The sequence below is a fragment of the Mycolicibacter minnesotensis genome (genome assembly GCF_010731755.1).
GTDB classification, from domain to species: Bacteria; Actinomycetota; Actinomycetes; order Mycobacteriales; family Mycobacteriaceae; genus Mycobacterium; species Mycobacterium minnesotense.
The window spans coordinates 4016585-4038378 of the sequence record NZ_AP022589.1; the positions used below are offsets into that span (position 1 = coordinate 4016585).

25 protein-coding genes are annotated in these 21794 nt (G+C 67.4%); 5 read left to right on the forward strand and 20 right to left on the reverse strand.

All coding sequences use genetic code 11. The features are described from left to right. Positions 1–19 precede the first annotated feature (19 nt). Entirely contained in the window at positions 20–691 is a 672-nt protein-coding gene (locus G6N09_RS18565; RefSeq protein ID WP_083023298.1) for a TIGR02234 family membrane protein, read from the reverse strand. Further along, on the reverse strand, positions 684–2231 hold the full coding sequence (locus G6N09_RS18570) for an anthranilate synthase component I (protein ID WP_407662626.1): 1548 nt from the start codon (positions 2229–2231) through the stop codon (positions 684–686). The genes G6N09_RS18565 and G6N09_RS18570 overlap by 8 nt, the downstream gene beginning before the upstream one ends. 79 nt (positions 2232–2310) lie before the next feature. On the opposite strand from G6N09_RS18570, the gene G6N09_RS18575 reads away from it, so the two are divergent. Then, positions 2311–2775 carry a peroxiredoxin gene (locus G6N09_RS18575; protein WP_083023300.1) on the forward strand — a complete coding sequence of 155 codons (465 nt, stop codon included), beginning with the start codon at positions 2311–2313 and terminating at the stop codon, positions 2773–2775. Between the two features lie 10 nt (positions 2776–2785). Here G6N09_RS18575 and G6N09_RS18580 read toward each other — a convergent pair whose 3' ends face one another. From G6N09_RS18580 to hisD, 11 genes are all read right to left on the reverse strand, one after another. After that, positions 2786–3619 carry a class I SAM-dependent methyltransferase gene (locus G6N09_RS18580; protein ID WP_083023302.1) on the reverse strand — a complete coding sequence of 278 codons (834 nt, stop codon included), beginning with the start codon at positions 3617–3619 and terminating at the stop codon, positions 2786–2788. 335 nt (positions 3620–3954) lie between these two features. Beyond that, positions 3955–4866: a coiled-coil domain-containing protein gene (locus G6N09_RS18585; protein ID WP_083023304.1), complete on the reverse strand. Its 912-nt coding sequence runs from the start codon at positions 4864–4866 to the stop codon at positions 3955–3957. Positions 4867–4875: 9 nt separating this feature from the next. Next, positions 4876–5706 (reverse strand): hypothetical protein, encoded by an 831-nt coding sequence (locus G6N09_RS18590; protein WP_083023306.1) that lies wholly within the window; start codon positions 5704–5706, stop codon positions 4876–4878. Between the two features lie 416 nt (positions 5707–6122). Continuing rightward, the gene (gene hisI / locus G6N09_RS18595) at positions 6123–6473 is read right to left on the reverse strand and encodes a phosphoribosyl-AMP cyclohydrolase (protein WP_083023308.1); all 351 of its coding nucleotides are present in this window, start codon (positions 6471–6473) and stop codon (positions 6123–6125) included. A 13-nt stretch (positions 6474–6486) separates the two neighbouring features. Beyond that, positions 6487–7272, reverse strand: coding sequence for an imidazole glycerol phosphate synthase subunit HisF (hisF, locus tag G6N09_RS18600; protein ID WP_083023493.1), 786 nt, complete (start codon positions 7270–7272; stop codon positions 6487–6489). Between the two features lie 58 nt (positions 7273–7330). After that, entirely contained in the window at positions 7331–8146 is an 816-nt protein-coding gene (locus G6N09_RS18605; RefSeq protein WP_083023310.1) for an inositol monophosphatase family protein, read from the reverse strand. 6 nt (positions 8147–8152) lie between these two features. After that, complete coding sequence (gene priA, locus G6N09_RS18610) at positions 8153–8917, reverse strand: bifunctional 1-(5-phosphoribosyl)-5-((5-phosphoribosylamino)methylideneamino)imidazole-4-carboxamide isomerase/phosphoribosylanthranilate isomerase PriA (protein WP_407662627.1); 765 nt, start codon at positions 8915–8917, stop codon at positions 8153–8155. Then, on the reverse strand, positions 8914–9543 hold the full coding sequence (gene hisH / locus G6N09_RS18615) for an imidazole glycerol phosphate synthase subunit HisH (RefSeq protein WP_083023311.1): 630 nt from the start codon (positions 9541–9543) through the stop codon (positions 8914–8916). Before hisH ends, priA begins: the two co-directional genes overlap by 4 nt. Further along, positions 9540–10154, reverse strand: coding sequence for an imidazoleglycerol-phosphate dehydratase HisB (gene hisB / locus G6N09_RS18620; protein WP_083023313.1), 615 nt, complete (start codon positions 10152–10154; stop codon positions 9540–9542). The genes hisH and hisB overlap by 4 nt, the downstream gene beginning before the upstream one ends. Next, positions 10151–11290 (reverse strand): histidinol-phosphate transaminase, encoded by a 1140-nt coding sequence (locus G6N09_RS18625; RefSeq protein ID WP_083023498.1) that lies wholly within the window; start codon positions 11288–11290, stop codon positions 10151–10153. The genes hisB and G6N09_RS18625 overlap by 4 nt, the downstream gene beginning before the upstream one ends. A gap of 5 nt (positions 11291–11295) precedes the next feature. Continuing rightward, positions 11296–12654 (reverse strand): histidinol dehydrogenase, encoded by a 1359-nt coding sequence (hisD, locus tag G6N09_RS18630; protein ID WP_083023315.1) that lies wholly within the window; start codon positions 12652–12654, stop codon positions 11296–11298. A gap of 131 nt (positions 12655–12785) precedes the next feature. Here hisD and G6N09_RS18635 point away from each other — a divergent pair, with 131 nt between their 5' ends. Continuing rightward, positions 12786–13196: a nitroreductase family deazaflavin-dependent oxidoreductase gene (locus G6N09_RS18635; RefSeq protein WP_083023318.1), complete on the forward strand. Its 411-nt coding sequence runs from the start codon at positions 12786–12788 to the stop codon at positions 13194–13196. A gap of 8 nt (positions 13197–13204) precedes the next feature. On the opposite strand, the gene nadC is transcribed toward G6N09_RS18635, so the two are convergent. Genes nadC through nadA form a run of 3 tightly spaced genes read right to left on the reverse strand, consistent with a single transcriptional unit; the run spans position 13205 to position 16688 of the window. Continuing rightward, positions 13205–14059 (reverse strand): carboxylating nicotinate-nucleotide diphosphorylase, encoded by an 855-nt coding sequence (gene nadC, locus G6N09_RS18640; RefSeq protein WP_083023319.1) that lies wholly within the window; start codon positions 14057–14059, stop codon positions 13205–13207. Next, on the reverse strand, positions 14059–15639 hold the full coding sequence (locus G6N09_RS18645) for an L-aspartate oxidase (protein ID WP_083023321.1): 1581 nt from the start codon (positions 15637–15639) through the stop codon (positions 14059–14061). Before G6N09_RS18645 ends, nadC begins: the two co-directional genes overlap by 1 nt. Beyond that, entirely contained in the window at positions 15636–16688 is a 1053-nt protein-coding gene (gene nadA / locus G6N09_RS18650) for a quinolinate synthase NadA (protein WP_083023323.1), read from the reverse strand. Before nadA ends, G6N09_RS18645 begins: the two co-directional genes overlap by 4 nt. A gap of 45 nt (positions 16689–16733) precedes the next feature. Here nadA and G6N09_RS18655 point away from each other — a divergent pair, with 45 nt between their 5' ends. Together G6N09_RS18655 and G6N09_RS18660 are read left to right on the forward strand one after the other, a co-directional pair. Continuing rightward, positions 16734–17426 carry an NUDIX hydrolase gene (locus G6N09_RS18655; RefSeq protein ID WP_083023326.1) on the forward strand — a complete coding sequence of 231 codons (693 nt, stop codon included), beginning with the start codon at positions 16734–16736 and terminating at the stop codon, positions 17424–17426. A gap of 42 nt (positions 17427–17468) precedes the next feature. Continuing rightward, a complete protein-coding gene (locus G6N09_RS18660; protein ID WP_083023328.1) occupies positions 17469–18791 on the forward strand; it encodes a lipase family protein in 1323 nt (440 codons plus the stop codon). Here the strand turns inward: G6N09_RS18660 and G6N09_RS18665 are convergent. The 3 genes from G6N09_RS18665 to bioB are packed head-to-tail and all read right to left on the reverse strand — an operon-like array spanning position 18772 to position 20644. Beyond that, complete coding sequence (locus G6N09_RS18665; protein ID WP_083023330.1) at positions 18772–19410, reverse strand: DUF2567 domain-containing protein; 639 nt, start codon at positions 19408–19410, stop codon at positions 18772–18774. The two genes, G6N09_RS18660 and G6N09_RS18665, sit on opposite strands and share 20 nt — an antisense overlap. Beyond that, the gene (gene bsaP / locus G6N09_RS18670) at positions 19407–19646 is read right to left on the reverse strand and encodes a biotin synthase auxiliary protein BsaP (RefSeq protein ID WP_407662628.1); all 240 of its coding nucleotides are present in this window, start codon (positions 19644–19646) and stop codon (positions 19407–19409) included. The genes G6N09_RS18665 and bsaP overlap by 4 nt, the downstream gene beginning before the upstream one ends. Further along, positions 19646–20644 (reverse strand): biotin synthase BioB, encoded by a 999-nt coding sequence (gene bioB / locus G6N09_RS18675; RefSeq protein WP_083023334.1) that lies wholly within the window; start codon positions 20642–20644, stop codon positions 19646–19648. The genes bsaP and bioB overlap by 1 nt, the downstream gene beginning before the upstream one ends. A gap of 51 nt (positions 20645–20695) precedes the next feature. Between bioB and G6N09_RS18680 the strand changes: the two genes are divergently transcribed. Next, positions 20696–21283 carry a TetR/AcrR family transcriptional regulator C-terminal domain-containing protein gene (locus G6N09_RS18680; RefSeq protein ID WP_083023337.1) on the forward strand — a complete coding sequence of 196 codons (588 nt, stop codon included), beginning with the start codon at positions 20696–20698 and terminating at the stop codon, positions 21281–21283. On the opposite strand, the gene G6N09_RS18685 is transcribed toward G6N09_RS18680, so the two are convergent. Continuing rightward, positions 21280–21792 (reverse strand): 2'-5' RNA ligase family protein, encoded by a 513-nt coding sequence (locus tag G6N09_RS18685; RefSeq protein WP_083023339.1) that lies wholly within the window; start codon positions 21790–21792, stop codon positions 21280–21282. The genes G6N09_RS18680 and G6N09_RS18685 overlap by 4 nt on opposite strands. Between the last annotated feature and the right edge of the window lie 2 nt (positions 21793–21794).

Below are 21794 nucleotides of genomic sequence, written 5' to 3' on the forward strand. Positions count from 1 at the left end.
ACCGCCGCTGCTCGCGGTGTCACCGGCCCTCGCCGTCCGGGCCGGAAGCCCGGTCATTCCGATCCCCGGTGGGGTCGCGGCCCTCGTCGAGGGCGTCCCACATCATTCGCTCCGACAACTCCGGGTCGTCGTCTTCCCCGCTTCGGCCGAGCTGGAGTTCCTGGGCCTGCGCGCGTCGTGCCGCCGGTGCCGAGTATTTGGTGTCCGCGCCGGCGTGGTGGGTGGCAGTACGCATCAACAGGACCGCCGCGGCCAGCGTGCACAGCGCTGCTGCCAGGCTCACCACGGCGCCGGTGAGGTGGCGCTGCGTGCTCAGTAGCGAGGTCAACGGGACCTCGGCGATGTCTAGGGCCCGCATCGTGACGTCGCGTACCACCCACACGCTGATGGCCAGGTAGCCGCTGGCCAGGCTCACCACGGCCAGCACCACCGCCAAGACCCGCAACTGCCAGCCCCGCACCGCCATGGCCGCCACAGCGGAAGCCAGGCACAGCAGCGCCAAGGGCACCAGGGCCGTCGACCAGTCCGCCCCGCTGACGACGATCTGTTTGGGCTGCCCGAGCCCGTCGGATGAGTGGATCAACACCCACGGGAGCCGAGACGCGCCCCAGAGGCCGCCGGCCGCCGCTACCAGCAGTAGCTGCGCCGCCCGCAGTGCGCGGCTCCGGTGGCGGTCGCGGCCGTCAGCCATCGGTCCCCGGCGGCGACAGCGATTCAGCGGCCGCGATCGCGGCCAACACGGCGCGGGCCTTGTTGGAGGCCTCTGTGTATTCGTAGGGGCCGTTGGAATCGGCGACAACGCCGCCACCGGCCTGGACATAGGCCGTCTCGCCGCGCATCAGTGCGGTGCGAATCGCGATCGCGAAGTCGGCGTTGCCGGCGAAGTCCAAGTAGCCCACGACGCCGCCGTACAGGCCGCGACGGGTCTTTTCGACCTCCTCGATCAGCTCCATCGCACGCACTTTGGGTGCTCCGGACAAGGTGCCGGCCGGGAAGCACGCCGTCACCGCGTCGAGTGCGGTCCGGTCCTGGGCGAGCTCGCCGGTGACGGTGGACACCAAGTGCATGACGTGGCTGTAACGCTCGATATGGCTGTAGTCCGAGACCCGCACGGTGCCTGGAACACAGACTCGACCCAGGTCGTTTCGGCCCAGATCGACCAGCATCAGGTGCTCGGCGATCTCTTTCTCGTCATTCAGCAGGTCCTTGGCCAGCAGCTGATCTTCCTCCTCGGTGGCGCCTCGCCACCGGGTTCCCGCGATCGGGTGCGTGGTCGCACGACCGTCCTGAACGGTCACCAGCGCCTCGGGGCTTGATCCCACGATCGAAAACGCCAGTTCGCCGGCATCGTCGGGGACCTGTAGCAGGTACATGTACGGGCTTGGGTTGGATACCCGCAGCATTCGGTAGACGTCGAGCGGGTCAGCCGCGGTCGTCATCTCAAAACGCTGCGAGGGAACCACCTGAAACGCCTCGCCGGCCTCGATCTCACCGACCAGCCGCTCGACGATCTCCCCGTACTCCTGCGGCGTGCGCTGTTCGCGGTAGACCGGCGCGGGCCGCTCGAAGGTGGCCACACTGGATTCCAGGGGCTGGCTCAGTGCCGCGGTCATCACGTCCAGCCGCGCGAGTGCGTCGTCGTAGGCGTCATCGACGCGTTCGCCGGTGCCGTTCCAGTTCACCGCGTTGGCGATCAGGGTGATGGTGCCCTCGTGATGGTCGACGGCGGCCATGTCGGTGGCCAGCAACAGCAGCATGTCGGGCAGCGCCAAGTCGTCGACAGCCAGCTCCGGCAGGCGCTCGAGCCGGCGCACCAGGTCGTAGGTGAAGAAACCCACCAGTCCACTCGACAGCGGTGGCAGCCCGGGGATGGCGGCCGTCTCCAGCAGCCTCAGCGTGTCGCGCAGGGCCTGCAACGGGTCTCCCCCGGTGGGTGCGTCCTGTGGCGCCGCGCCCAGCCACACCGCGTTGCCGTCGCGCACCGTCAGCGCCGACGTCGTGCCGGCACCGATGAACGACCATCGTGACCACGACCGGCCGTTCTCCGCCGACTCCAGCAGGAAGGTGCCGGGGCGGTTGGCCGCCAGCTTGCGGTATGCCGACAGCGGCGTCTCGGCGTCGGCCAGCACCTTGCGGGTCACCGGGACCACCCGGTGCTCAGCGGCCAGCGCCCGGAAGTCCTCCCGGGAGGTGACCCCGGCCCTAGAAGTGCTCGTGGTTTGCACGCCCACATCTTCCCAGAACCGGCGCTGGGGGCACGCTCAGCCCTATCACCGCCACCGCGGTCCTTGCCGGAGTAGCCTGGCCGCCATGAAAACCGGTGACACCGTGGCCGACTTCGAGCTCCCCGATCAGACCGGGGCCCCGCGCAGACTGAGCGAACTGCTGTCCGAGGGGCCGGTGGTGTTGTTCTTCTACCCGGCGGCCATGACGCCGGGCTGCACCAAAGAGGCCTGCCACTTCCGCGATCTGGCCGGCGAGTTCGCCGCCGTCGGGGCCACCCGGGTCGGCATCAGCGCCGACGCGGTGGCCAAACAGGCCAAGTTCGCCGACCAGCAGGGTTTTGACTACCCCCTACTGTCCGACACCGAGGGCGCGGTAGCCACCCAGTTCGGCGTCAAGCGCGGCATGCTCGGCCGACTCATCCCGGTGAAACGGACGACCTTCGTCATCGACACCGATCGCACGGTGCTGGACGTCATCGCCAGCGAATTCTCCATGGACGCCCACGCCGACAAGGCGCTGGAGGTGCTGCGCGCGCGGCGGACCGCCTAGCGGCAGGGTGTCATTCGGGCTTGTGGAACGTGTAGACCTGGTACTGAAGCAGACCGAGCTTGGACAGCCAGTTCATCCATCGGGTACCGACGATCATGGTCTTGCGGATGTCCGCTGATTCGTGCGCGCGGAAGAACTTCAGCAGGAACGGGTAGGTCGGCAACGTCTGCTTCCGGATGTTGCGCGACGTCTCGAGCCGTAATCCGGCGCGTGCGCCCATGTTTTTATACGAGCGCAGCGGGACACTGCCGAGCGTCCCGTACGACTTGGCGATCCGGCTGCGGATCGCCAACCAGATCGGAGTCTTGCCGAAGAACATCATGATCGGCACAAAGTCCGATACCGCCAAGTAGCCGCCCGGCTTGAGCACTCGCGCGGCCTCCACCAGAAACTTCTCACGGGACGGGAAGTGGAAGATGCATTCGACGGCCAGGATTCGATCGAAGGAGTTGTCCTCGAACGGCAACCGGCAGGCGTCTCCTTCGAACCAGGCGATCGTGTTGCCTTCGGCGGGCGTGCTCACCGCCTTGGCGGCCGCGAGCTGGCGCGGATCGATGTTCAGACCCGTGAGGTCCATATCTGAATGTGTGTCGTTGATCTGCCGGATGGTCCCGCCGAATCCGCAGCCGACATCCAACAGATTTTGCCCATCAGCAACCCTCCCGGCCTCCAGGAGTACCCCGTTCATCAGCTCCATGGCCGCGACGTAGTCGGCCAGGGTGCCATCGGCGCTGTTGGGAGTCTCCCAGTAGCCCCAGTGCACCTGGTCTTTCCACAGTTGGCTTAGTTCGCCACGGGAAGGTCGATCGTCGATCAGAAGGTCAAAGTACGGCAGGTCGGGCATCGGCGGACAGTATCACGGATCTGATTTGCTCGAAGGGTTCGAAAATCGGCAGTGATACCTGACAACCTGCGGATAATGAACGCCACCGTCAATATGTGCGGTTTGCTTGCTCCGATTCAATGCGGAGCCGACGTCGCCCCCGGATACAGCTTCGGGCCCCGTCTCGCGGCCCCGTTGGAGTTTCGCTCGGCCAGCTGCACTGACCATCGACGCCACGTACGGGGCGACACGAAGACCACCGCATGGATTCCAAGCTGGACACCAGTCACCCGTTGCGGATCAGGCAGGAAGAAATCGGCCGCGGCCCGCGACCGAGACCGACTCACCTGCGGGGATTATGCGTGCTCGGACTCTCCAGATCGCTTGACGACGCTCATCCGGTCTCGGCGGATGGCCGACTCGATCCGGCTCTGGATCTCACTGAGCGCGCCGACCACGTCGCCGCGGACGTGAATCAACTGCATGACCTCGGCATCGGTGCGCTCCACGATGAGCTTGGCTTCACGTTCAGCGGTGGCGATCAGGGCCGCGGCCTTAAGGCGGCTGTCCTTTTCCATGTTGGCGATCTGGATCTGCGCCTGTTCCCACGCCGCGCTGACCTGCTTAGCCTGTTCGCGTTCGCTTTCGCGGCGACGCCGGTCGTCTTCCTCGGCGAGTCGCTGCGCAGCTTCGCGGCGGGCGCGCTCGGTCGCCTCGGTTTCGCTGATCAGGCGAGCGCATTCGCCCTGCGCGGCGCGCAGCAGCTCTCCGGCCTCGGTCTTGGCGTCGGTAAGGATCTGCTCGCGACGTAGCGAGGTCGACTCCTGAAGCTCGGCCAATGCGGCACTGGCCGCGGCGCGGTCCTGGCGAGCGGCCTCAAGCTCGTCGCGAAGGTGGCGGGTGAGAGCTTCGGCTTCTTCTTCCGCCATTGCCTTGGTACGCCGAGCCTCATCGGATGCGACCCGCATCATCCGCGCGATTCGGTCGGACATGCCCTCCACCGAATCGATCGGACCGGACAACCGAGCAATGTCACCGCGCAGCGCGTCAATCTCATTGCGCAGCCGGGTCCGATCATCGTCGGTGTTGGTAAGTTCGCGCTGCGCGTCAGAAAGCTGACTCTCCAGTGCTGGGATGCGCTCTTGTAGGGCTTCGAGCTCTTGGCGCAGCTGCTGGATGTACCCCGTCACCTGGCTTCGATCGAGGCCGCGCAGTTGCGTGGTGAAGTTAGGCAGTTGTGGCTCGTATAGGGAAATCGCTGTGCTCATCGCGGGCTCCTAGCAGGGGTCTGTTTCGTCGGCGAGTTGGTGGTCGGAGATGGTCGGCGCCAGCCGATTGGTCGGGAGAAGCTGCTGAAATCGGTTGTCCCAGTCCTCGTTCGGGCCAGATCCGCGAACCCGGTGCGAGGCCACGGTGACTGCCCGGGCCTGGCCGACCGGCTCTGCAGCCTGGTCCAGCTCGTTAAACTTGACGTAGAAATCCCGCAGTTGTTCGGTGATGATCGCGCGGACCTTCAAGAGTTCCTGCAGTTTGGCCTGTGCCGCGGCCTGTTGCGCTTCGATGTCAAGCCGGACTTGGGCCAGCAGTTCCGCAGCTGTCCGCTCAGCGTCTCGCACTATGTCGGCAGCTTCCTGGCTGGCCTGCTGGCGAAGACTTGCGAAGCCTGCGTCCACCTGACTGGCCTGTTCCTCCAGGCAGGCACGCATCGCGACAACCGTCTCATGTTCGTTCTGTGCCTCGGCGACGATCTCAGCGGCGCGGTCATGAGCGTCATTGCGAATCCGCTCGGCTTCGCTTGCCGCCGACGACAGGATCGACGTCAACTGATCACTGAGATTGGCGATGTCACCGGGAATGGCCCGCGCCAGTTCGGTGTACTGCGCCGAGGTGGACGCGAGCTCATGCCTGGACTTATCGACTTGATCGCCAAGGGTGGCAATCCGCGCCTCGCTGCGGTGGATCAGTGCATACAGCTCGGAGAGCTCCTGCTCCTGGGCCTCCGTATGGCGATAATTCAACCGCTCCATATCCGCGGAAATACGGGCGTAGATGGCGGCAGCCTGGACGTCGACGCGCTGACTCATGATCTTCGCCTGGTCTGCCGTCACGCGTGACACTATATAACCAAGAATTGACGTTCGGGAAGATTATTTTTTGCTATCACAAAACCTGTTGCAGCACTGGACGTTTGGAGTGCGACAACAGCCCGCTTCGGGGAATGGAGCCATTAAAGGGCCAGCCCTTGAGTCAACCCTCAGGCCGTGACGCTATTTGTTAATCTTCGTTTCCGAATTGTGAATCGCCATTCTGGCTGGTGCTGCGAGTAATGGCCAAGCAGTTTCATCGTGAGGCGTCAGCAACGAACGCACCGCTAGGCCCATGAACCTGCGCAGCGTCGGTGAACAGCTCAATGTGTGGTGCTAGCTGGGTATCGCCATGGCCAGGGCGAACCCAGACCAGCCACGATTCAGACCGCGAGTGTGCAGGAGGTTCTGTCACGCATCGCTCCTGCGCTATCAGCGAATCAATCTGCGGGACCAAGCAACACGTCTGCGTCGAAGCAGCTGTGATCGCCGGTGTGGCAAGCGCCCCCGGTCTGATCGACCGTGAGCAGCACGGTGTCACCGTCGCAATCCAACCGCACCGAATGGACGTACTGAGTGTGGCCGGAGGTCGCTCCCTTGATCCACTGCTCATTGCGTGACCGCGAAAAATACGTCGCCTCACGGGTTTCCAGAGTACGAGCCAGCGCGTCGTCGTCCATCCAGGCAACCATGAGCACGTCGCCGCTGCCCTGCTCCTGAACCACCGCCGCAATCAAGCCTTCGGCATTGCGCTTGAGGCGGGTCGCGATAGCCGGATCCAGCTGTGTCATCGTTCGCGGCCCCTCATCGCACCACAATCCCTTCGGCCGACATCGCGGCCTTCACCTGGCCGATGGTCAGCTCCCCGAAATGAAACACACTGGCAGCCAGGACAGCATCGGCGCCGGCGGCGACAGCAGGCGCGAAATGCTCCGCCGCTCCGGCTCCTCCACTGGCGATAACCGGCACGCTCACCGCGGAGCGAACCGCACGCAGCATCGCCAAGTCGAATCCAGCCTTGGTGCCGTCGGCATCCATCGAATTCAGCAGAATCTCCCCCACACCCAGTTCGACGCCCCGTCGGGCCCACTCGACGGCATCGATACCCGTTCCCTGCCGGCCGCCGTGGGTGGTGACCTCCCAACCGGAGGGAGTCGGCGCCGACCCGGCGGGAACGGTACGGGCATCCACCGAGAGCACGATGCACTGCGAACCGAACTGTCGGGACAGCTCCCCCAGCAGTTCCGGGCGGGCGATGGCGGCGGTGTTCACCGATACCTTGTCTGCGCCGGCCCGCAGCAGGACGTCGACGTCGGCTACCGTGCGAACCCCACCACCCACGGTGAGCGGGATGAACACCTGATCGGCGGTGCGCGCCACCACCTCAAGCATGGTGGCCCGACCCGATGACGACGCCGTAACGTCGAGGAAGGTCAGCTCGTCGGCGCCCTCGGCGTCATAGGCCGCGGCCAGCTCGACCGGGTCGCCGGCATCGCGCAGATTCGCGAAGTTGACGCCTTTGACAACCCGGCCTCCGTCGACGTCCAGACACGGGATGACCCGTACCGCCACATCGCTGCGCTGATGCATCGGTCCCAGCTTCGCCTCTCCTGCGTCGAGCCTCGCTGAACCGCTGTGTTGATCCATATCAGTAGTCCCCCGGTGCGCCGACTCGCTTGAGGATGTCCAGGATCTGATCGTGCACTCCCGGCGCGGCGACCAGCGTCGATTCCGACCGGGCCGTCCAGGGCGCCCCGGACAGGTCGGTGACGACACCGCCCGCTGCACGCACCATGGCGACCCCGGCGGCGTGGTCCCAGATGTGGTCGCCGAAACTGATTGCCCCGCCAAGAGTTCCGTCTGCCACATAGGCCAGGTCGATTCCCGTGGCACCGTGCATCCGGGTCCGTGAGGTCACCCGGGTCAGGCCTTCGAGTACCGCGAGCCGGTAACGACCGGGCAGCCTGCCTCGCCATTCCACGTTGAAGGTGCCGATGCCCACCAGGGAGTGCGCCAGGTCAGCCGTCTCCAACCGTGGCTGTGGCACCCCGTTGCGAATCAGCGGACCACCGACGACGGCGGTGTAACGCTGGTCGGCAAACGGCAGCCACGTCAGCCCCGCGACCGGCTCGCCGTCGCACAGCAGTCCCAGGAGCATGGCGGCCATCGGCGATCCAGCCGCATAATTGAAAGTCCCGTCGATGGGGTCGAGCACCCACACCATCGGCGAATCGATCGGCGGCCCGCCGAATTCCTCACCGTGCAAACCGATTCCAGTGGCAGCCACCAGTGCCTCGGTGATCTGGCGTTCCAGGGCCAGGTCGACCTCGGTGGCGAAGTCGTTGCCGCCCTTGAGGACAGCCGAGTCGGCACGGTGGCCGGCGCGGAACGGCTCGGCCGCGACATCGAGGATCTCCGACGCGGTTGCTACCAGCGCCTGCAGATCCGCGGTGTCCAGCGCCATTGCGACCTAACCCTGCACCGTGGACAGTGCCTCGGGCAGAGTGAACCGGCCCGCATAAAGCGCCTTGCCGACGATTGCACCCTCCACCCCGCGGCCGACCAACGTGGCGATCGCCCGCAGGTCATCGAGGCTCGAGACACCCCCCGAGGCGATCACCGGGGCGTCGGTGCGGTCAGCGACGGCACCGAGCAGTTCCAGGTTGGGGCCGCCCAGCGTGCCGTCCTTGGTCACATCGGTGACCACGTAGCGCGAACAGCCCTCCCGGTCAAGACGTTCCAGCACCGGCCATAGGTCGCCGCCGTCGGTTTCCCAGCCGCGGCCGCGGAGCCGGTGGGCGCCTTCGGGGTGGTCGGGGTCGATCTGCACGTCCAGCCCGACCGCCACCTTCTCGCCGTATTCGGCGATGGCACGAGCGCACCACTGCGGGTTCTCCAACGCGGCGGTACCCAGGTTCACCCGGGCGCAGCCGGTCGCCAGGGCCGCCGCGAGCGACTCGTCGTCACGGATGCCACCGGACAGCTCCACCCTGACGTCCAGGCGGCCAACCACATCGGCGAGAAGTTCGCGGTTGGAACCACGGCCGAACGCGGCATCCAGGTCCACCAGGTGGATCCATTCCGCGCCGTCGCGCTGCCAGCCCAGCGCGGCGTCCAGCGCCGAACCGTACTCGGTCTCGCTGCCGGCTTTGCCCTGCACCAGACGTACCGCCCGGCCGTCCACCACGTCGACGGCGGGCAGCAGAATCAACGCATTGCTCACAGACGTACTCACAGTGCCTCCACCCAATTGCTCAACAGCGTCGCCCCGGCATCCCCACTCTTTTCGGGGTGAAACTGGGTGGCGGCCAACGGCCCATCCTCGACAGCCGCCACGAACGGTACCTGATGGGTCGCCCAGGTCACCAAAGCCTCTGGACGGCCCTCCCAGCGCTGCGCGGCATAGGAGTGCACGAAGTAGAACCGGGTGTCGGCATCCAAGCCTGAGAACAGCGTGCTGCCGGGGGCGGCAGCGACGACGTTCCACCCCATGTGCGGGATCACCGGCGCCTCCAGGCGGGTGACCGCACCCGGCCACTGCCCGCAGCCGACGGTGTCCACCCCGAACTCGACGCCGTGGGCGAACATGATCTGCATACCGACACACACCCCGAGAACTGGGCGGCCGGCCTCCACCCGCTGGGCGATGATCTTGTCCCCGTTGACCTCGCGCAAGCCACGCATGCATGCCTCGTACGCGCCGACGCCCGGGACCAGAAGACCGTCCGCGTTGGCGGCAACCTCGGGGTCGGCGGTCACCTCAACCTCCGCGCCAACGCGCTGCAGGGCCCGCTGGGCCGAGCGCAGGTTTCCCGATCCGTAATCCAGAATCACCACGGAGGGCTTGCCTGAGCTGCTCACAAGGCACCCTTGGTCGACGGCACGCCGGTTACCCGGGGGTCGAACTCCACGGCCTGACGCAGCGCACGCGCAACGGCCTTGTACTGGGCCTCGGTGATGTGGTGCGGATCACGGCCGTAAAGCACCCGGACGTGCAGCGCAATGCGCGCGTTGGACGCCAGGGTCTCGAACACGTGCCGATTGATGACGGTGTGATACGGCGCCTGGGTCCCGGCGATCGTGGTATGCACCAAGTGGTCCGGTTCACCGGTGTGCACACAGTAGGGCCGACCAGATACGTCGACCGCAGCGTGCGCCAACGTCTCGTCCATGGGGATGAAGGCGTCACCGAATCGACGGATGCCCTTCTTGTCGCCAAGCGCCTCACCCAACGCCTGCCCGAGAACGATCGCGGTGTCCTCAACGGTGTGGTGAGCCTCGATCTCGACGTCGCCGCGGGCTCGCACGGTCAGGTCGAAACTGGCGTGACTACCCAAAGCGGTCAGCATGTGATCGAAGAACGGCACTCCGGTGTCGATGTCGACGATGCCGGTTCCGTCCAGGTCGAGTTCGACTGTGATGTCGGATTCGCGGGTAGCACGTTCCACCCGGGAACGGCGAGTGCCAGTCATGATGCTCCTAGTGACGGTTGGGCGAGTTCAGTGGCCACGAGCTGCTTGCTGGCGGCGAGCAGGGCGTCGTTCTCCTCCGGCAGTCCGGTGGTGGCCCGCAGGTATCCGGGAATACCGACGTCGCGGATCAGCACACCGGCATCCAAGTAGCGTTGCCAGGTCGCGGGCGCGTCGGCGAACCGACCGAACAGCACGAAGTTGGCGTCACTGGGAATGACACGGAATCCCATGGTGGACAAAGCCTCTGAGACACGGTCACGCTCAGCGATCAACTGTGCGACGCTGCCGAGGGTGTCGTCGGCGTGCCGGAGCGCCGCCCGGGCAGCAACCTGTGTGAGTACCGACAGGTGATAGGGCAGGCGGACCAGCAACATCGCGTCGATGACGGCCGGAGCCGCGATCAGATAGCCCAGCCGGCCACCGGCGAACGCGAAGGCCTTGCTCATGGTCCGGCTGACGATGAGCCTGGCCGGGTAGTCGTCGATCAGCGCGATCGCGCTGGGCTGAGAAGAGAATTCGCCGTAGGCCTCGTCCACGATCACGACTCCGGGCGCAACATCGAGCAGGCTGCGCAGGTCGGTGAGCGAGATGCTCTGCCCGGACGGGTTGTTCGGCGAGGTGATGAACACTACGTCGGGTTGGTACTCGGCGATGGCAGCGCCGGCCACCCCGATGTCCAGGCCGAAGTCAGAGGTCCGGTTGGCTGCCAGCCAGCGTGTCTGAGTGCCCTCGGAGATGATCGGGTGCATCGAGTAGGACGGCACGAATCCGAGGGCACTGCGCCCTGGACCACCGAATGCCTGCAGCAACTGCTGCAGGATCTCATTGGAGCCGTTAGCCGCCCACACATTGTCGAAACCCACCGCCACCCCGGTTTGGGCAGTCAGGTAGGCGGCCAGGTCGGCGCGCAGTGCCACTGCGTCACGATCGGGGTAGCGGTGCAACTGCGCGGCGGCCTCCCGCACCGAACGAGCCACATCGTCGATCAGTGCGGCGCTGGGCGGGTGCGGATTCTCGTTGGTGTTAAGCCGAACCGGTACCTCCAGCTGCGGCGCACCATAAGCAGACTTGCCGCGCAGGTCGTCGCGCAAGGGCAGGTCCGCCAGAGTGATCTGCGCACCCGGGCCGGAAGCGATGGCGCTCACTGCTCGAACCTCCGCCGTACCGCTTCGCCGTGCGCCGGCAGGTCCTCGGCGGTGGCCAGTGCGATCACGTTGCCGCTGACATCCTTGAGGGCGGCCTCGGTGTAGTCGACGACGTGGATGCCGCGCAGGAAGGTCTGCACCGACAATCCGCTGGAGTACCGCGCACTGCCTGCGGTGGGCAGGACGTGATTGGAACCGGCGCAGTAGTCGCCGAGACTCACCGGAGCATAGGGACCGAGGAAGATCGCCCCCGCAGAGCGGATCCGGGAGGCCACCTCCGCGGGGTCGGCGGTCTGGATCTCCAGGTGCTCGGCGGCGTAGGCGTTGACCACGCGAATACCGGCGTCCAGGTCGTCGACCAGAACGATCGCCGACTGCGGACCAGACAGTGCCGTGGTCGCGCGCTCGCGGTGCACTGTGGTCTGCAGCTGGGCGATCACCTCGCGGGCGGTGGCATCGGCCAGCTCGGGGCTGGTCGTGACCAGCACACTGGCGGCCATCTCGTCGTGCTCAGCCTGGCTGATCAGGTCCGCTGCCACATGGGCCGGGTGCGCGGTGTTGTCGGCCAGGATCGCGATCTCGGTGGGGCCGGCTTCGGCGTCGATCCCGACCTGTGACCGGCAGAGCCGCTTGGCGGCGGTGACGTAGATGTTGCCGGGCCCGGTGATCATGTCGACCGGGGCCAGTTCGCCCTGGTCGGTGTCGGTGCCGCCGTAAGCCAACAGCGCCACCGCCTGCGCGCCGCCCACCGCCCAGACCTCTTCCACGCCGAGCAGCCGGGCTGCGGCCAGGATCGTGGGGTGCGGCAGGCCGGCAAAGGCCTCCTGCGGGGGGCTGGCAATCACCAATGAGTCGACGCCGGCAATCTGAGCTGGGACGACATTCATCACGACGCTGGAGGGGTAGACCGCGTTGCCGCCGGGGACATAGAGGCCCACCCGCTCAACCGGCAGCCAGCGTTCGGTGACGGTGGCGCCCGGGGCCAATGTGGTGGTGGTGTCGCTGCGCCGCTGGTCGGTGTGAACCGCACGGGCCCGGGTGATCGCCACCTCCAGCGCGGTGCGCACGGCGGGGTCCAGCTCGGTCAGGGCGGTGTCGAGGGCCGCAGCGGGCACCCGGACGGTCGTCGGGCGCACCCGGTCGAACGATTCGCCGAACTCCAGGGCCGCGGCGGCCCCACGCTCCGCGACCGCCTCGACGATGGGCCGCACCCGCGGCAGTACCGCCTCCACGTCCACGCCGCCGCGTGGCAGTACGGAGCGCAGTCGGGCCCGCGAGAGATTCGACGAAGAGGCCGACTGTTCGGTGCCGCGCAGGTCGATGCGTGCCATGAGGCCGGTGTTCACGCCGTCCATTGTCCCAGAGGGGCTCAAGTCAATATCGCAGCGCCGCGGTCCCGCGTCATGGCCGGGCCCGCGGCTAGGGTGGTGCGCAGTGTGACGTCGGCGAACTGGGCCCGTCACTACCCCTGGAGAACGGAGTTGCCATGGCTGCCGACAAGGGCGCCGCTGACCCGGCCACGCTGCCGGCGATATTCCCGGTGTGGATGGATCGCCTGCAGATCAAGTACCTGAACCCGGTGATCAAGCCGGTCGCGAAGTACCTTCCCGGCACGTCGGTGATCACCCACCGGGGACGAAAGTCCGGCAAGATCTTCGAGACGGTGGTGACCACCTATCGCAAGGGCGGCATGCTGGCGATCGCCCTCGGGCACGGCAAGACCGACTGGGTGAAAAATGTGATGGCCGCCGGTGAAGCGGACATCCGGCTGTTCCGCAGCGAGCTGCACCTGGTCAATCCGCGGATCCTGCCGGCTGGTTCTGGTGACGCTTCGCTGCCGTTGTTGTTGCGCATCCAAAACCGCAAGGTGGCGGTATTGGTCACCGACATCGCCTGACGGCGGACCTACATGTCCAAGCCGATGTCGAGCACGCGCACCGAATGCGTGAGCGCTCCCACGGCCAGGTAGTCGACACCGGTGGAGGCGTAGGCCCCTGCGCTCTCAAGGCTGAGCCCACCGGAGGACTCCAGCAGCACGCCGGGCGCTCGGGCATCGCGCCGCTGCACCGCCATCTGGGTTTCCCAGACCTCGAAGTTGTCCAGCAGCACCAGTTCGGGTGCCTCGGCCAGCACTTCGTCGAACTGTTCGAGTGAATCCACCTCGACTTCGCAGGGCACCTGCGAAGCGGCGGCTCGAACGGCCCGCAGCGCCGCGGCCACCGAACCGGCCGCGGCGACGTGATTGTCCTTGATCAGGGCGGCGTCGCCGAGTCCCATCCGATGATTCACCCCGCCACCGACCCGCACCGCGTACTTCTGCAGCACCCGCAGGCCCGGCAGCGTCTTGCGCGTGTCGCGGATGCGCGCCGAGGTGCCGTCCACGGCATCGACCCAGGCCGCGGTGGCGGTGGCGATCCCGGACAGGTGGCAGACCAGGTTGAGCATGGTGCGCTCGGCGGTCAGCAGACCGCGAGTATCGGCCGTCAGCCGCAATACCGCTGCCCCGGCCGGGACCCGGGACCCGTCGGCCGCCCGGTCGAGCACCCGATAGCCGTCGGCGCCCAGTACCTCGTCAAGGACCAGCAGGGCCAGGTCCACACCGGCGATCACCCCGGGCACCCGGGTGACCATGGCAGCCTCGGCGGTCACGCCGGCAGGTACGGTCGCCGCGGTGGTGACATCGGGTCCGTAGCGCAGATCCTCATCGAGCGCGAGGGCAATGACCTGGCGCGCTTCGGCAAGTTCGGTCTCGGACAGCATCACGATGCGACTCCCGCGGGTGTTTCGAGCACGACGACGCCGTCGCGCAGGACAAGGGTGGAACTGCGAGCCCGGGCTGGGTCGGCCCCCGGGTATTCCGACCGGTGGTGACAACCCCGGCTCTCGGTGCGCGCCGACGCCGCCGCCGCGACCACCGTGGCAGTCAATGTCAGCGCGGCATCCTCGACGTCGGCCCGGTCAGCTACCGGGCCCACCTCAGCGCTGGCAAGCACATCCTGCAACCGGGCCAGCCCTGCTGCGTCGCGGACCACCGAGGCATCGCGCGACATAGCGTCCTGCAGAATCCGCCGGGGCAGTATTGGGCGCCCCACGGCATCCGAAGCCCGGGACTGGACCCGGCCCACGGCTATGGCATGCGTCGCGGCCTCGGCGCCGGCCCGCGCGCCCACCACCAATCCCTCCAACAGGCTGTTGGAGGCCAATCGGTTGGCGCCATGCATTCCGGTTCGGCCCACCTCGCCCGCGGCGAACAGCCCGGCCAGATCGGTGCGACCCGCGACATCGGTGACGATTCCGCCGCAGCTGTAGTGCGCGCCTGGAACCACCGGAATCGGTTGCCGGACAGGGTCAATACCGGCGTGGCGGCACGCCGCGGTGACGGTGGGGAAACGCTCCTCGAACCCGTCGATTCCACGGGCGTCCAGATACACACAGGGGTCACCGGTCTGCCGCAGCCGCGCGTCGATGGCCCCAGCCACCACGTCGCGCGGCGCCAGGTCCCCCATCGGATGCACCCCTTCGGTGATGGAGGCCCCCCGGGCGTCGATCAATCTGGCGCCCTCCCCGCGCACCGCCTCGGTGATCAGCGGCCTGCGTCCCCCGCCGGCGCTACCTCCCGAGAACAGCATCGTCGGATGGAACTGGATGAATTCCAGGTCGCTCACCGTGGCCCCGGCCCACAGCGCCAGGGCCACCCCGTCTCCCGTCGCGCCTCCCGGGTTGGTGGTCGCCCGGTACAAGTGGCCCAATCCGCCGGTCGCCAGCACCACCGAGGGAGCGTGGATCACGCCGATGCCATCGCCATTGGCCACCAGCACGCCGGTGACGTGGTCGGTGTCGCGCAGCACCTGCAGCACCACATGACCGCCGCGGACATCCAGGACGGTCGCGGCGTGGTCCAGCGCACGCTGCACTTCGGCCCCGGTGGCGTCGCCGCCGGCATGAATGATGCGGCGCCGGGAGTGCCCGCCTTCGCGGGTGAGCGCCCAGGTCCCGTCCGAGCCCTGGTCGAACACCGCCCCCGCACCGGCCAGGTCGGCGACCGCGCGGTAGCCGTCGGCCACGATCGAGGTCACCGCGTCGCGATCGCACAACCCGCCACCTGCGGCCATGGTGTCGGCAACGTGGGCCGCCACCGAGTCGTCCGTGTCCGGCAACACCACCGCGATGCCGCCCTGGGCATAGTGCGTCGCCGTTGCCGCCGATCCCGCGGCCGACTTGCTGAGGACTACGACGTCGCTCCCGGCCCGGTGCGCGGCCCGCGCCGCCGCCAGCCCGCCGACACCCGTGCCGATGACGACGACGTCGGCACGTTGCTGCCAGGTGGGCCCAGTGGTCACTTGCTGACCGGGACGGAATGTCCGATCGCGATCATCCGCTGCACGCTGCGGGCAGCCAGTCGGGCGGTCTCGGGGTCGACGTGGATCTCGTCAGCCCCCTCGGTGAGGCTGCGCAGCAAGGCCGCCGGGGTGATCATCTTCATGTACTTGCAGGCCGCCTTGCGGTTGACCGCCTCGAAGTCCACCTGCGGTGCGGCCTTGCGCAGCTGGTGGATCATGCCGATCTCGGTGGCCACCAGCACCTTGCGGGCCCCGGTGCGGGCGGCCTCTTCGAGCATGCCGCCGGTCGAAAGGATCTTGACCTGCTCCGCGGGGAAGTGACCCTCGCCGACCAGATACAGCGACGACGTCGCGCAGCCGCACTCGGGGTGCACGAACAGTTCGGCGTCGGGGTTGGCGCGCGCCTTCTCTTCGAGCTCGTCGCCGTTGATGGCGGCGTGCACGTGGCATTCGCCGGCCCAGATACGGATGTTGTCGCGGCCGGTGACCCGCTTGACGTGCTGGCCCAGGAATTGGTCCGGCAGAAACAGCACCTCACGGTCCGGGTCGATCGCGTTGACCACGTCGACGGCGTTCGACGAGGTGCAGCAGTAGTCGGTCAAGGCCTTCACCGCCGCCGTGGTGTTCACGTAGGACACCACTACCGCGTCGGGGTATTCGCTGCGCCAGGCCCGCAGTTCCTCGGCGGTGATCGAGTCGGCCAGGGAGCAGCCCGCGCGGGTGTCTGGCAGCAGCACCGTCTTGTCCGGGGACAGAATCTTGGCGGTCTCAGCCATGAAGTGCACGCCGCAGAACACGATGGTGTCCTCCTCGGCGGTGGCCGCGATGCGCGCCAGCGCCAAGGAGTCACCGACGTGGTCGGCGATGTCTTGGATCTCCGGCAGCTGGTAGTTGTGGGCCAGGATCGTGGCATTGCGTTCGTGCTTGAGCCGGAGGACCTCGGCCACCCACTCCTCATCAGGCTCGATGCCGCCGTATCCGGCCGGCGAGTTCACGATGCGGTCGGCCAGCTTGCCCGCCTGCACACCGTTGTCGGTGAGGGTGGTCATGGGTGACTCCTTCGCAAAACAGGTTTTCGACTTATAATCGAAAACGTGGTTCATACTAACACCGCGCACGAAGTGCTCACCGCGGTCTTCCAGGTTGGCGGCCTCGACCAGCGCCGACCCCGACTCAACGTGCTGCTCTGGGAGCGTGCCCGCGAACCGCAGTCGGGTCGCTGGTCCCTGCCGGGTGGCCTGCTGCGCACCGACGAGGACGTGACGGCCTCGGCACGCCGCCAGCTTGCTGAGAAGGTCGATCTGCGTGAGATCGCCCACCTTGAGCAGCTGGCTGTGTTTTCCGACCCTGGCCGGGTGCCTGGTGTTCGCACCATCGCCTCGACGTTTCTGGGCCTGGTGCCCTCCCCCGCCGACCCGGAGCTACCCAGCGACACCCATTGGCATCCGGTCGACGACCTACCGCCGATGGCGTTCGATCATGGCCCCATGGTGGCGCACGCCCGAAGCCGACTGGTCGCGAAGATGTCGTATACCAACATCGGATTCGGTTTGGCTCCAACAGAATTCATACTGTCGACGCTCCGGGATATTTACAGCGTCGTGTTGGGGTACCAAGTCGATGCCACCAACCTGCAGCGGGTGTTGGTGCGCCGCGGAGTGATCACCCGGACCGGAACCACCGCCCGATCCGGGCGCAGCGGGGGCCGTCCGGCGGCCCGCTACCGGTTCACCGAGTCCGAACTTCGCGTCACCGACGAATTTGCCGCATTGCGGCCGCCCGGGTGAGTCGACTGGAATCTTAACGCCTTCTTAAGCGACAATGCCCTGATGGACTTCGACAGCCTCGCCCGAGAAACATCTGTCGAGTGGATCGGGCAGGCCCCGCACGAGCCGCTGCAACCCGGCTCACGCCCCCTGCTGCCCGCTCAGGACCCGTTCTACGAGCCGCCAGAGGGCTTCCAGCACGCGGCGCCCGGCACCGTGCTGCGCTCCCGTGAGGTCGAATTGGCCTTCTTGGGCCTGATTCCCCAGCGCCTGCACGCCACCCAGCTGCTCTACCGCAGCAACGACCGCAACGACATCGCCCAAGCGGCGGTCACCACTGTGGTGGTGCCGGCCGGACACGACCGGGCCCGCCCCTGCCCGATCGTGTCGTACCAGTGTGCGATCGACGCGGTGGACGGCCGCTGCTTCCCCTCCTTCGCGCTACGCCGGCGCGCCAAGGCCCACGGCTCGTTCACCCAGCTGGAGTTCGTGCTGATCGCCGCCATCCTGGCGCAAGGCTGGGCGGTGTCGATTCCCGACCACGAGGGCCGCGACGGCCACTGGGGAGCGCCATTGGAGCCGGGCTACTTCGTGCTCGACGGACTGCGCGCGGCATTGGCCAGCGAGCAGGTGGGCCTCTCGGCTGACGCCCCGATCGGACTGTGGGGTTATTCCGGCGGGGGACTGTCTACGGCCTGGGCCGCTGAGGTCTGCGGCAACTACGCGCCGGAGCTCAAGATCGTCGGGGTGGCCCTGGGCTCTCCGGTCGGCGACCTGGGCAACACGCTGCTACGGCTGAACGCGTCATTCTGGTCCGGCCTGCCCGCCCTCATGATCGCCGCGCTGCGGCGGGTGTATCCAGACCTCGACGCATTCGTCGAACAACACGCCACCACCGACGGGCGCGCGCTGATGCGGATGCTGGAGTCGACCAGCACTGCGGCGGCGGTGCTGCGGCTGCATCACCGGTCCCTGAGCTCCTACATCGACAAGCCCCTCAATGAGCTGGTGGAGACGCCGGTGGTCCAGCAGGTGTTCAACGAGACCCGGCTCGGTGGGACAGCGCCGGCTCCGCCGATCCTGATGCTGCAGGCCATTCACGACCAGGTGATCTCCGTCCACGACATCGACACGCTCGCCGCGGCCTACACCGCCGGCGGAGCACGGGTGACCTACCACCGCGACCTGCTCAGCGAACACATCACGTTGCATCCGGTGTCGACGCCGATGGTGCTGGACTGGTTGCGTGACCGCTTCGCCAACAGGCCGCTGCCACAGGACCAGGTCCACCGCGACTGGCCGGCGTTGCTGAACCCCAAGACCTACCTCGGGCTGGCCCGGCTCGGCCTGGTGGCGGCACGCGTCATCACCGGCGGGGCGGTGTAATCCCCTCGTCCGGGGCCGATTCGGGCGTCAGCGGCTGTCCGGCGGGCTCGGGCGGATAGCCGCCGAGGTCTTCGCGGGTACTCCAGGTGGCGCACAAGCCGTACACCAGCGCTGCAACGGCCGCCGGCAACAGTAAGGTGGCCGCAATCTGCAGCGGCGAGTGGCCGAAGAACACTGGTGGCCCCTCCGCGACATAGTGCACCCGATGCTCCGGGGTCACCGGGGCCGCATCCACGTCGATGGTGCCGTAGCGGCGGCGCACCAGGACGCTTCCGGTCAGCACCGCCAGGGCCGCCCCGGCAGTCAGGCCCACCGACAGTCCCGCGACCATGCCCGGTCCGCGATGTGCTCGCCACTGCCAGGCCAGGACGGCCGCCGTCACGGCCACCACACCCCATAACCCGATCAGCAGGAACGGCGCGATAAAAAAGTTCTCGGCCTCGTTGCCCAGGTAGGCCTGCACCCGTTCCCCACTGCGGGTGAGTGCCACCACGCCGTGAATGGGTGGGGCGATCCACGCCCAGAGGGCTCCGACCGGCAGACCGACCGCGGTCAATCCCCCGGCGAGCACCAGGCGTGCCCGGCCGCGCGTGAGCCGCGGGGCTGGGTTGAAAGTCACCTCTGGGTGTCCAGGTCGGTCGAGTCCACCAGACCGTGCCGCGAGCACTTGGCCCACCAGCCATCCGGCCGGACCTGCACCATCATCCGGCGTCCGCAGGAGGCACAGAATCGGGGCGGTTCCAGCCCCAATTGGGCCGCGGTGGGCAGTGCTGCACCAGCGGGATCATCGATCTGGACACCGGTGTAGACGTTGTAGACACCGGCTCCGAGGGCAGCGGGCAGGTCGCGGACCATCAGAGGCTGGCGTTGAGTGCCTTGATCGGCATCTGCAAATCGTCGAGCAGTTCCAGGTCGGTCTCGGCCGGCCGGCCCAGCGTGGTCAGGTAGTTGCCGACGATGATCGCATTGATGCCGCCCAGGATGCCCTGCTTGGCTCCCAGGTCACCCAGCGTGATCTCCCGGCCGCCGGCGAACCGCAGCATGGTGCGCGGCAGCGCCAGCCGGAAGGCGGCGACGGCGCGCAGCGCATCGGCGGGCGGCAGTACCTCCAAGTCGCCGAACGGGGTTCCCGGCCGCGGGTTGAGGAAGTTCAAGGGGACCTCGTGGGGATTCAGTTCGGCCAGGTCGGCAGCGAACTCCGCGCGCTGCTCCAGCGTCTCCCCCATGCCCAGGATGCCGCCGCAACAGACCTCCATGCCGGCTTCGGCCACCATGCGCAGGGTCTCCCAGCGCTCCTCCCAGGTGTGAGTGGTGACGACCTTGGTGAAGTGCGATCGGGCGGTCTCCAGATTGTGGTTGTAGCGGTGCACGCCCATGGCGGCCAGCTGGTCCACCTGCTCCTGGTTCAGCATGCCCAGCGAGCAGGCGATCTGGATGTCGACCTCGTTGCGGATGGCTTCGATTCCCGCTGAGACCTGGGCCAGCAGCCGCTCATCGGGACCGCGAACGGCGGCGACGATGCAGAATTCGGTGGCGCCGGTCTTGGCCGTCTGCTTGGCGGCCTCGACCAGGCTGGGGATATCGAGCCAGGCACTGCGGACCGGCGAGGAGAACAAGCCCGATTGCGAGCAGAAGTGGCAATCTTCCGGGCAGCCGCCGGTCTTCAGACTGATGATGCCCTCGACCTCGACCTCCGGGCCACACCAGCGCATCCGCACATCGTGGGCCAAGGAGAGCAGCTCCTCGAGCCGCTCGTCGGGCAGCTGCAGCACCTCAAGAACCTGATCCTGCCGCAACGCCTCGCCGCGTTCGAGTACCTGTTCCCGGGCCAATGCCAGGATGTCGTCGGTCATGCGCGCGTGCTCCCCTCAAAAATTGAACGGTGTTCAGGTTAGGCTAGCGGGGTGCAGCTGCACAAACGTGACCCCAAGGACGAGATCGTCGCCGCGGCGACCGCCATCCTGGACGACTACGGCATCGCCGACCTGTCGATGCGCCGGCTGGCGCGTGAGCTCAATGTCAGCCCCAGCGCGCTGTACTGGCATTTCGCCAACAAGCAGCAGTTGCTGGGCGCGGTGGCTGATCGGGTGCTGGCGCCCGCGTGCGGCGACCCCGGGCCAGGCACCTGGCAGTGGCAGATCCAGACCCTGGGCGAACGCCTGCGCGACGCCCTGCTGTCCCACACTGACGGGGCGGAACTGGTGTCGGCCAGCATGGCTGCGGGCCAATCCCAGGCGGCCACCGACATTCTGGCACTGCTGGCCAGGTCCGCAACGGCAGCCGGAGTGCACCCGGATCAGGCCGGGCAGGTCGCGCGCACCGTCGTCTACTACGTCTTGGGCTTCACCGCCGACGAGCAGTCCCGCCTGCAGTGGGACGCCGCCGGGGCCGCCGAGGTCACGCCCGACACCGATCCCAGCAGCGCGTTTGGCTTCGGCCTGGGGCTGCTGATCGACGGGCTGGCGATGCGGGCTGGGCTCACCGTCGGCTAACCACCGACGATCGGGTGCTCGGTGCGTGCGCCGCCATCCCAGCGCCGCAGCCCGACGAACCGGCCAGCCACCGCGGATCCGCCGGCGATGCGCTGAGCCCGGGCCAACTGATCCGGACCCACTCGGCGAGCCAGCGTCACATGGGGGGTCCACGCACCGGGCGTCGCGTTGGGCAACGGGCCAGGTGTCAGGTGCGGCGCACTGAGCCGATACACCTGTTCATGCAGTGTCAACAGCACCACCGTCGGCACCACCAGTCGCGCCAGCACGCCGTGAGAGTGGCCGAAGATCAGCGTCGCTCCGAGCGTGCAGCTCAACGGCAGCCGGTCGGCCACCGAACACAGCACGGCATCCACCCGCGGATCGATGCGCTCGGCGACCACGAGGGTCACGTGCGGACGGGCGGCCGGGGCCTGGCTGGGCACTCCGGCGGCGGCCAGCTCAGCCCAGATCCGCCGGATCGACGCCTCGGTATCGCCGTCGAAGACCAGCTCAATCGAGTGCACCATCG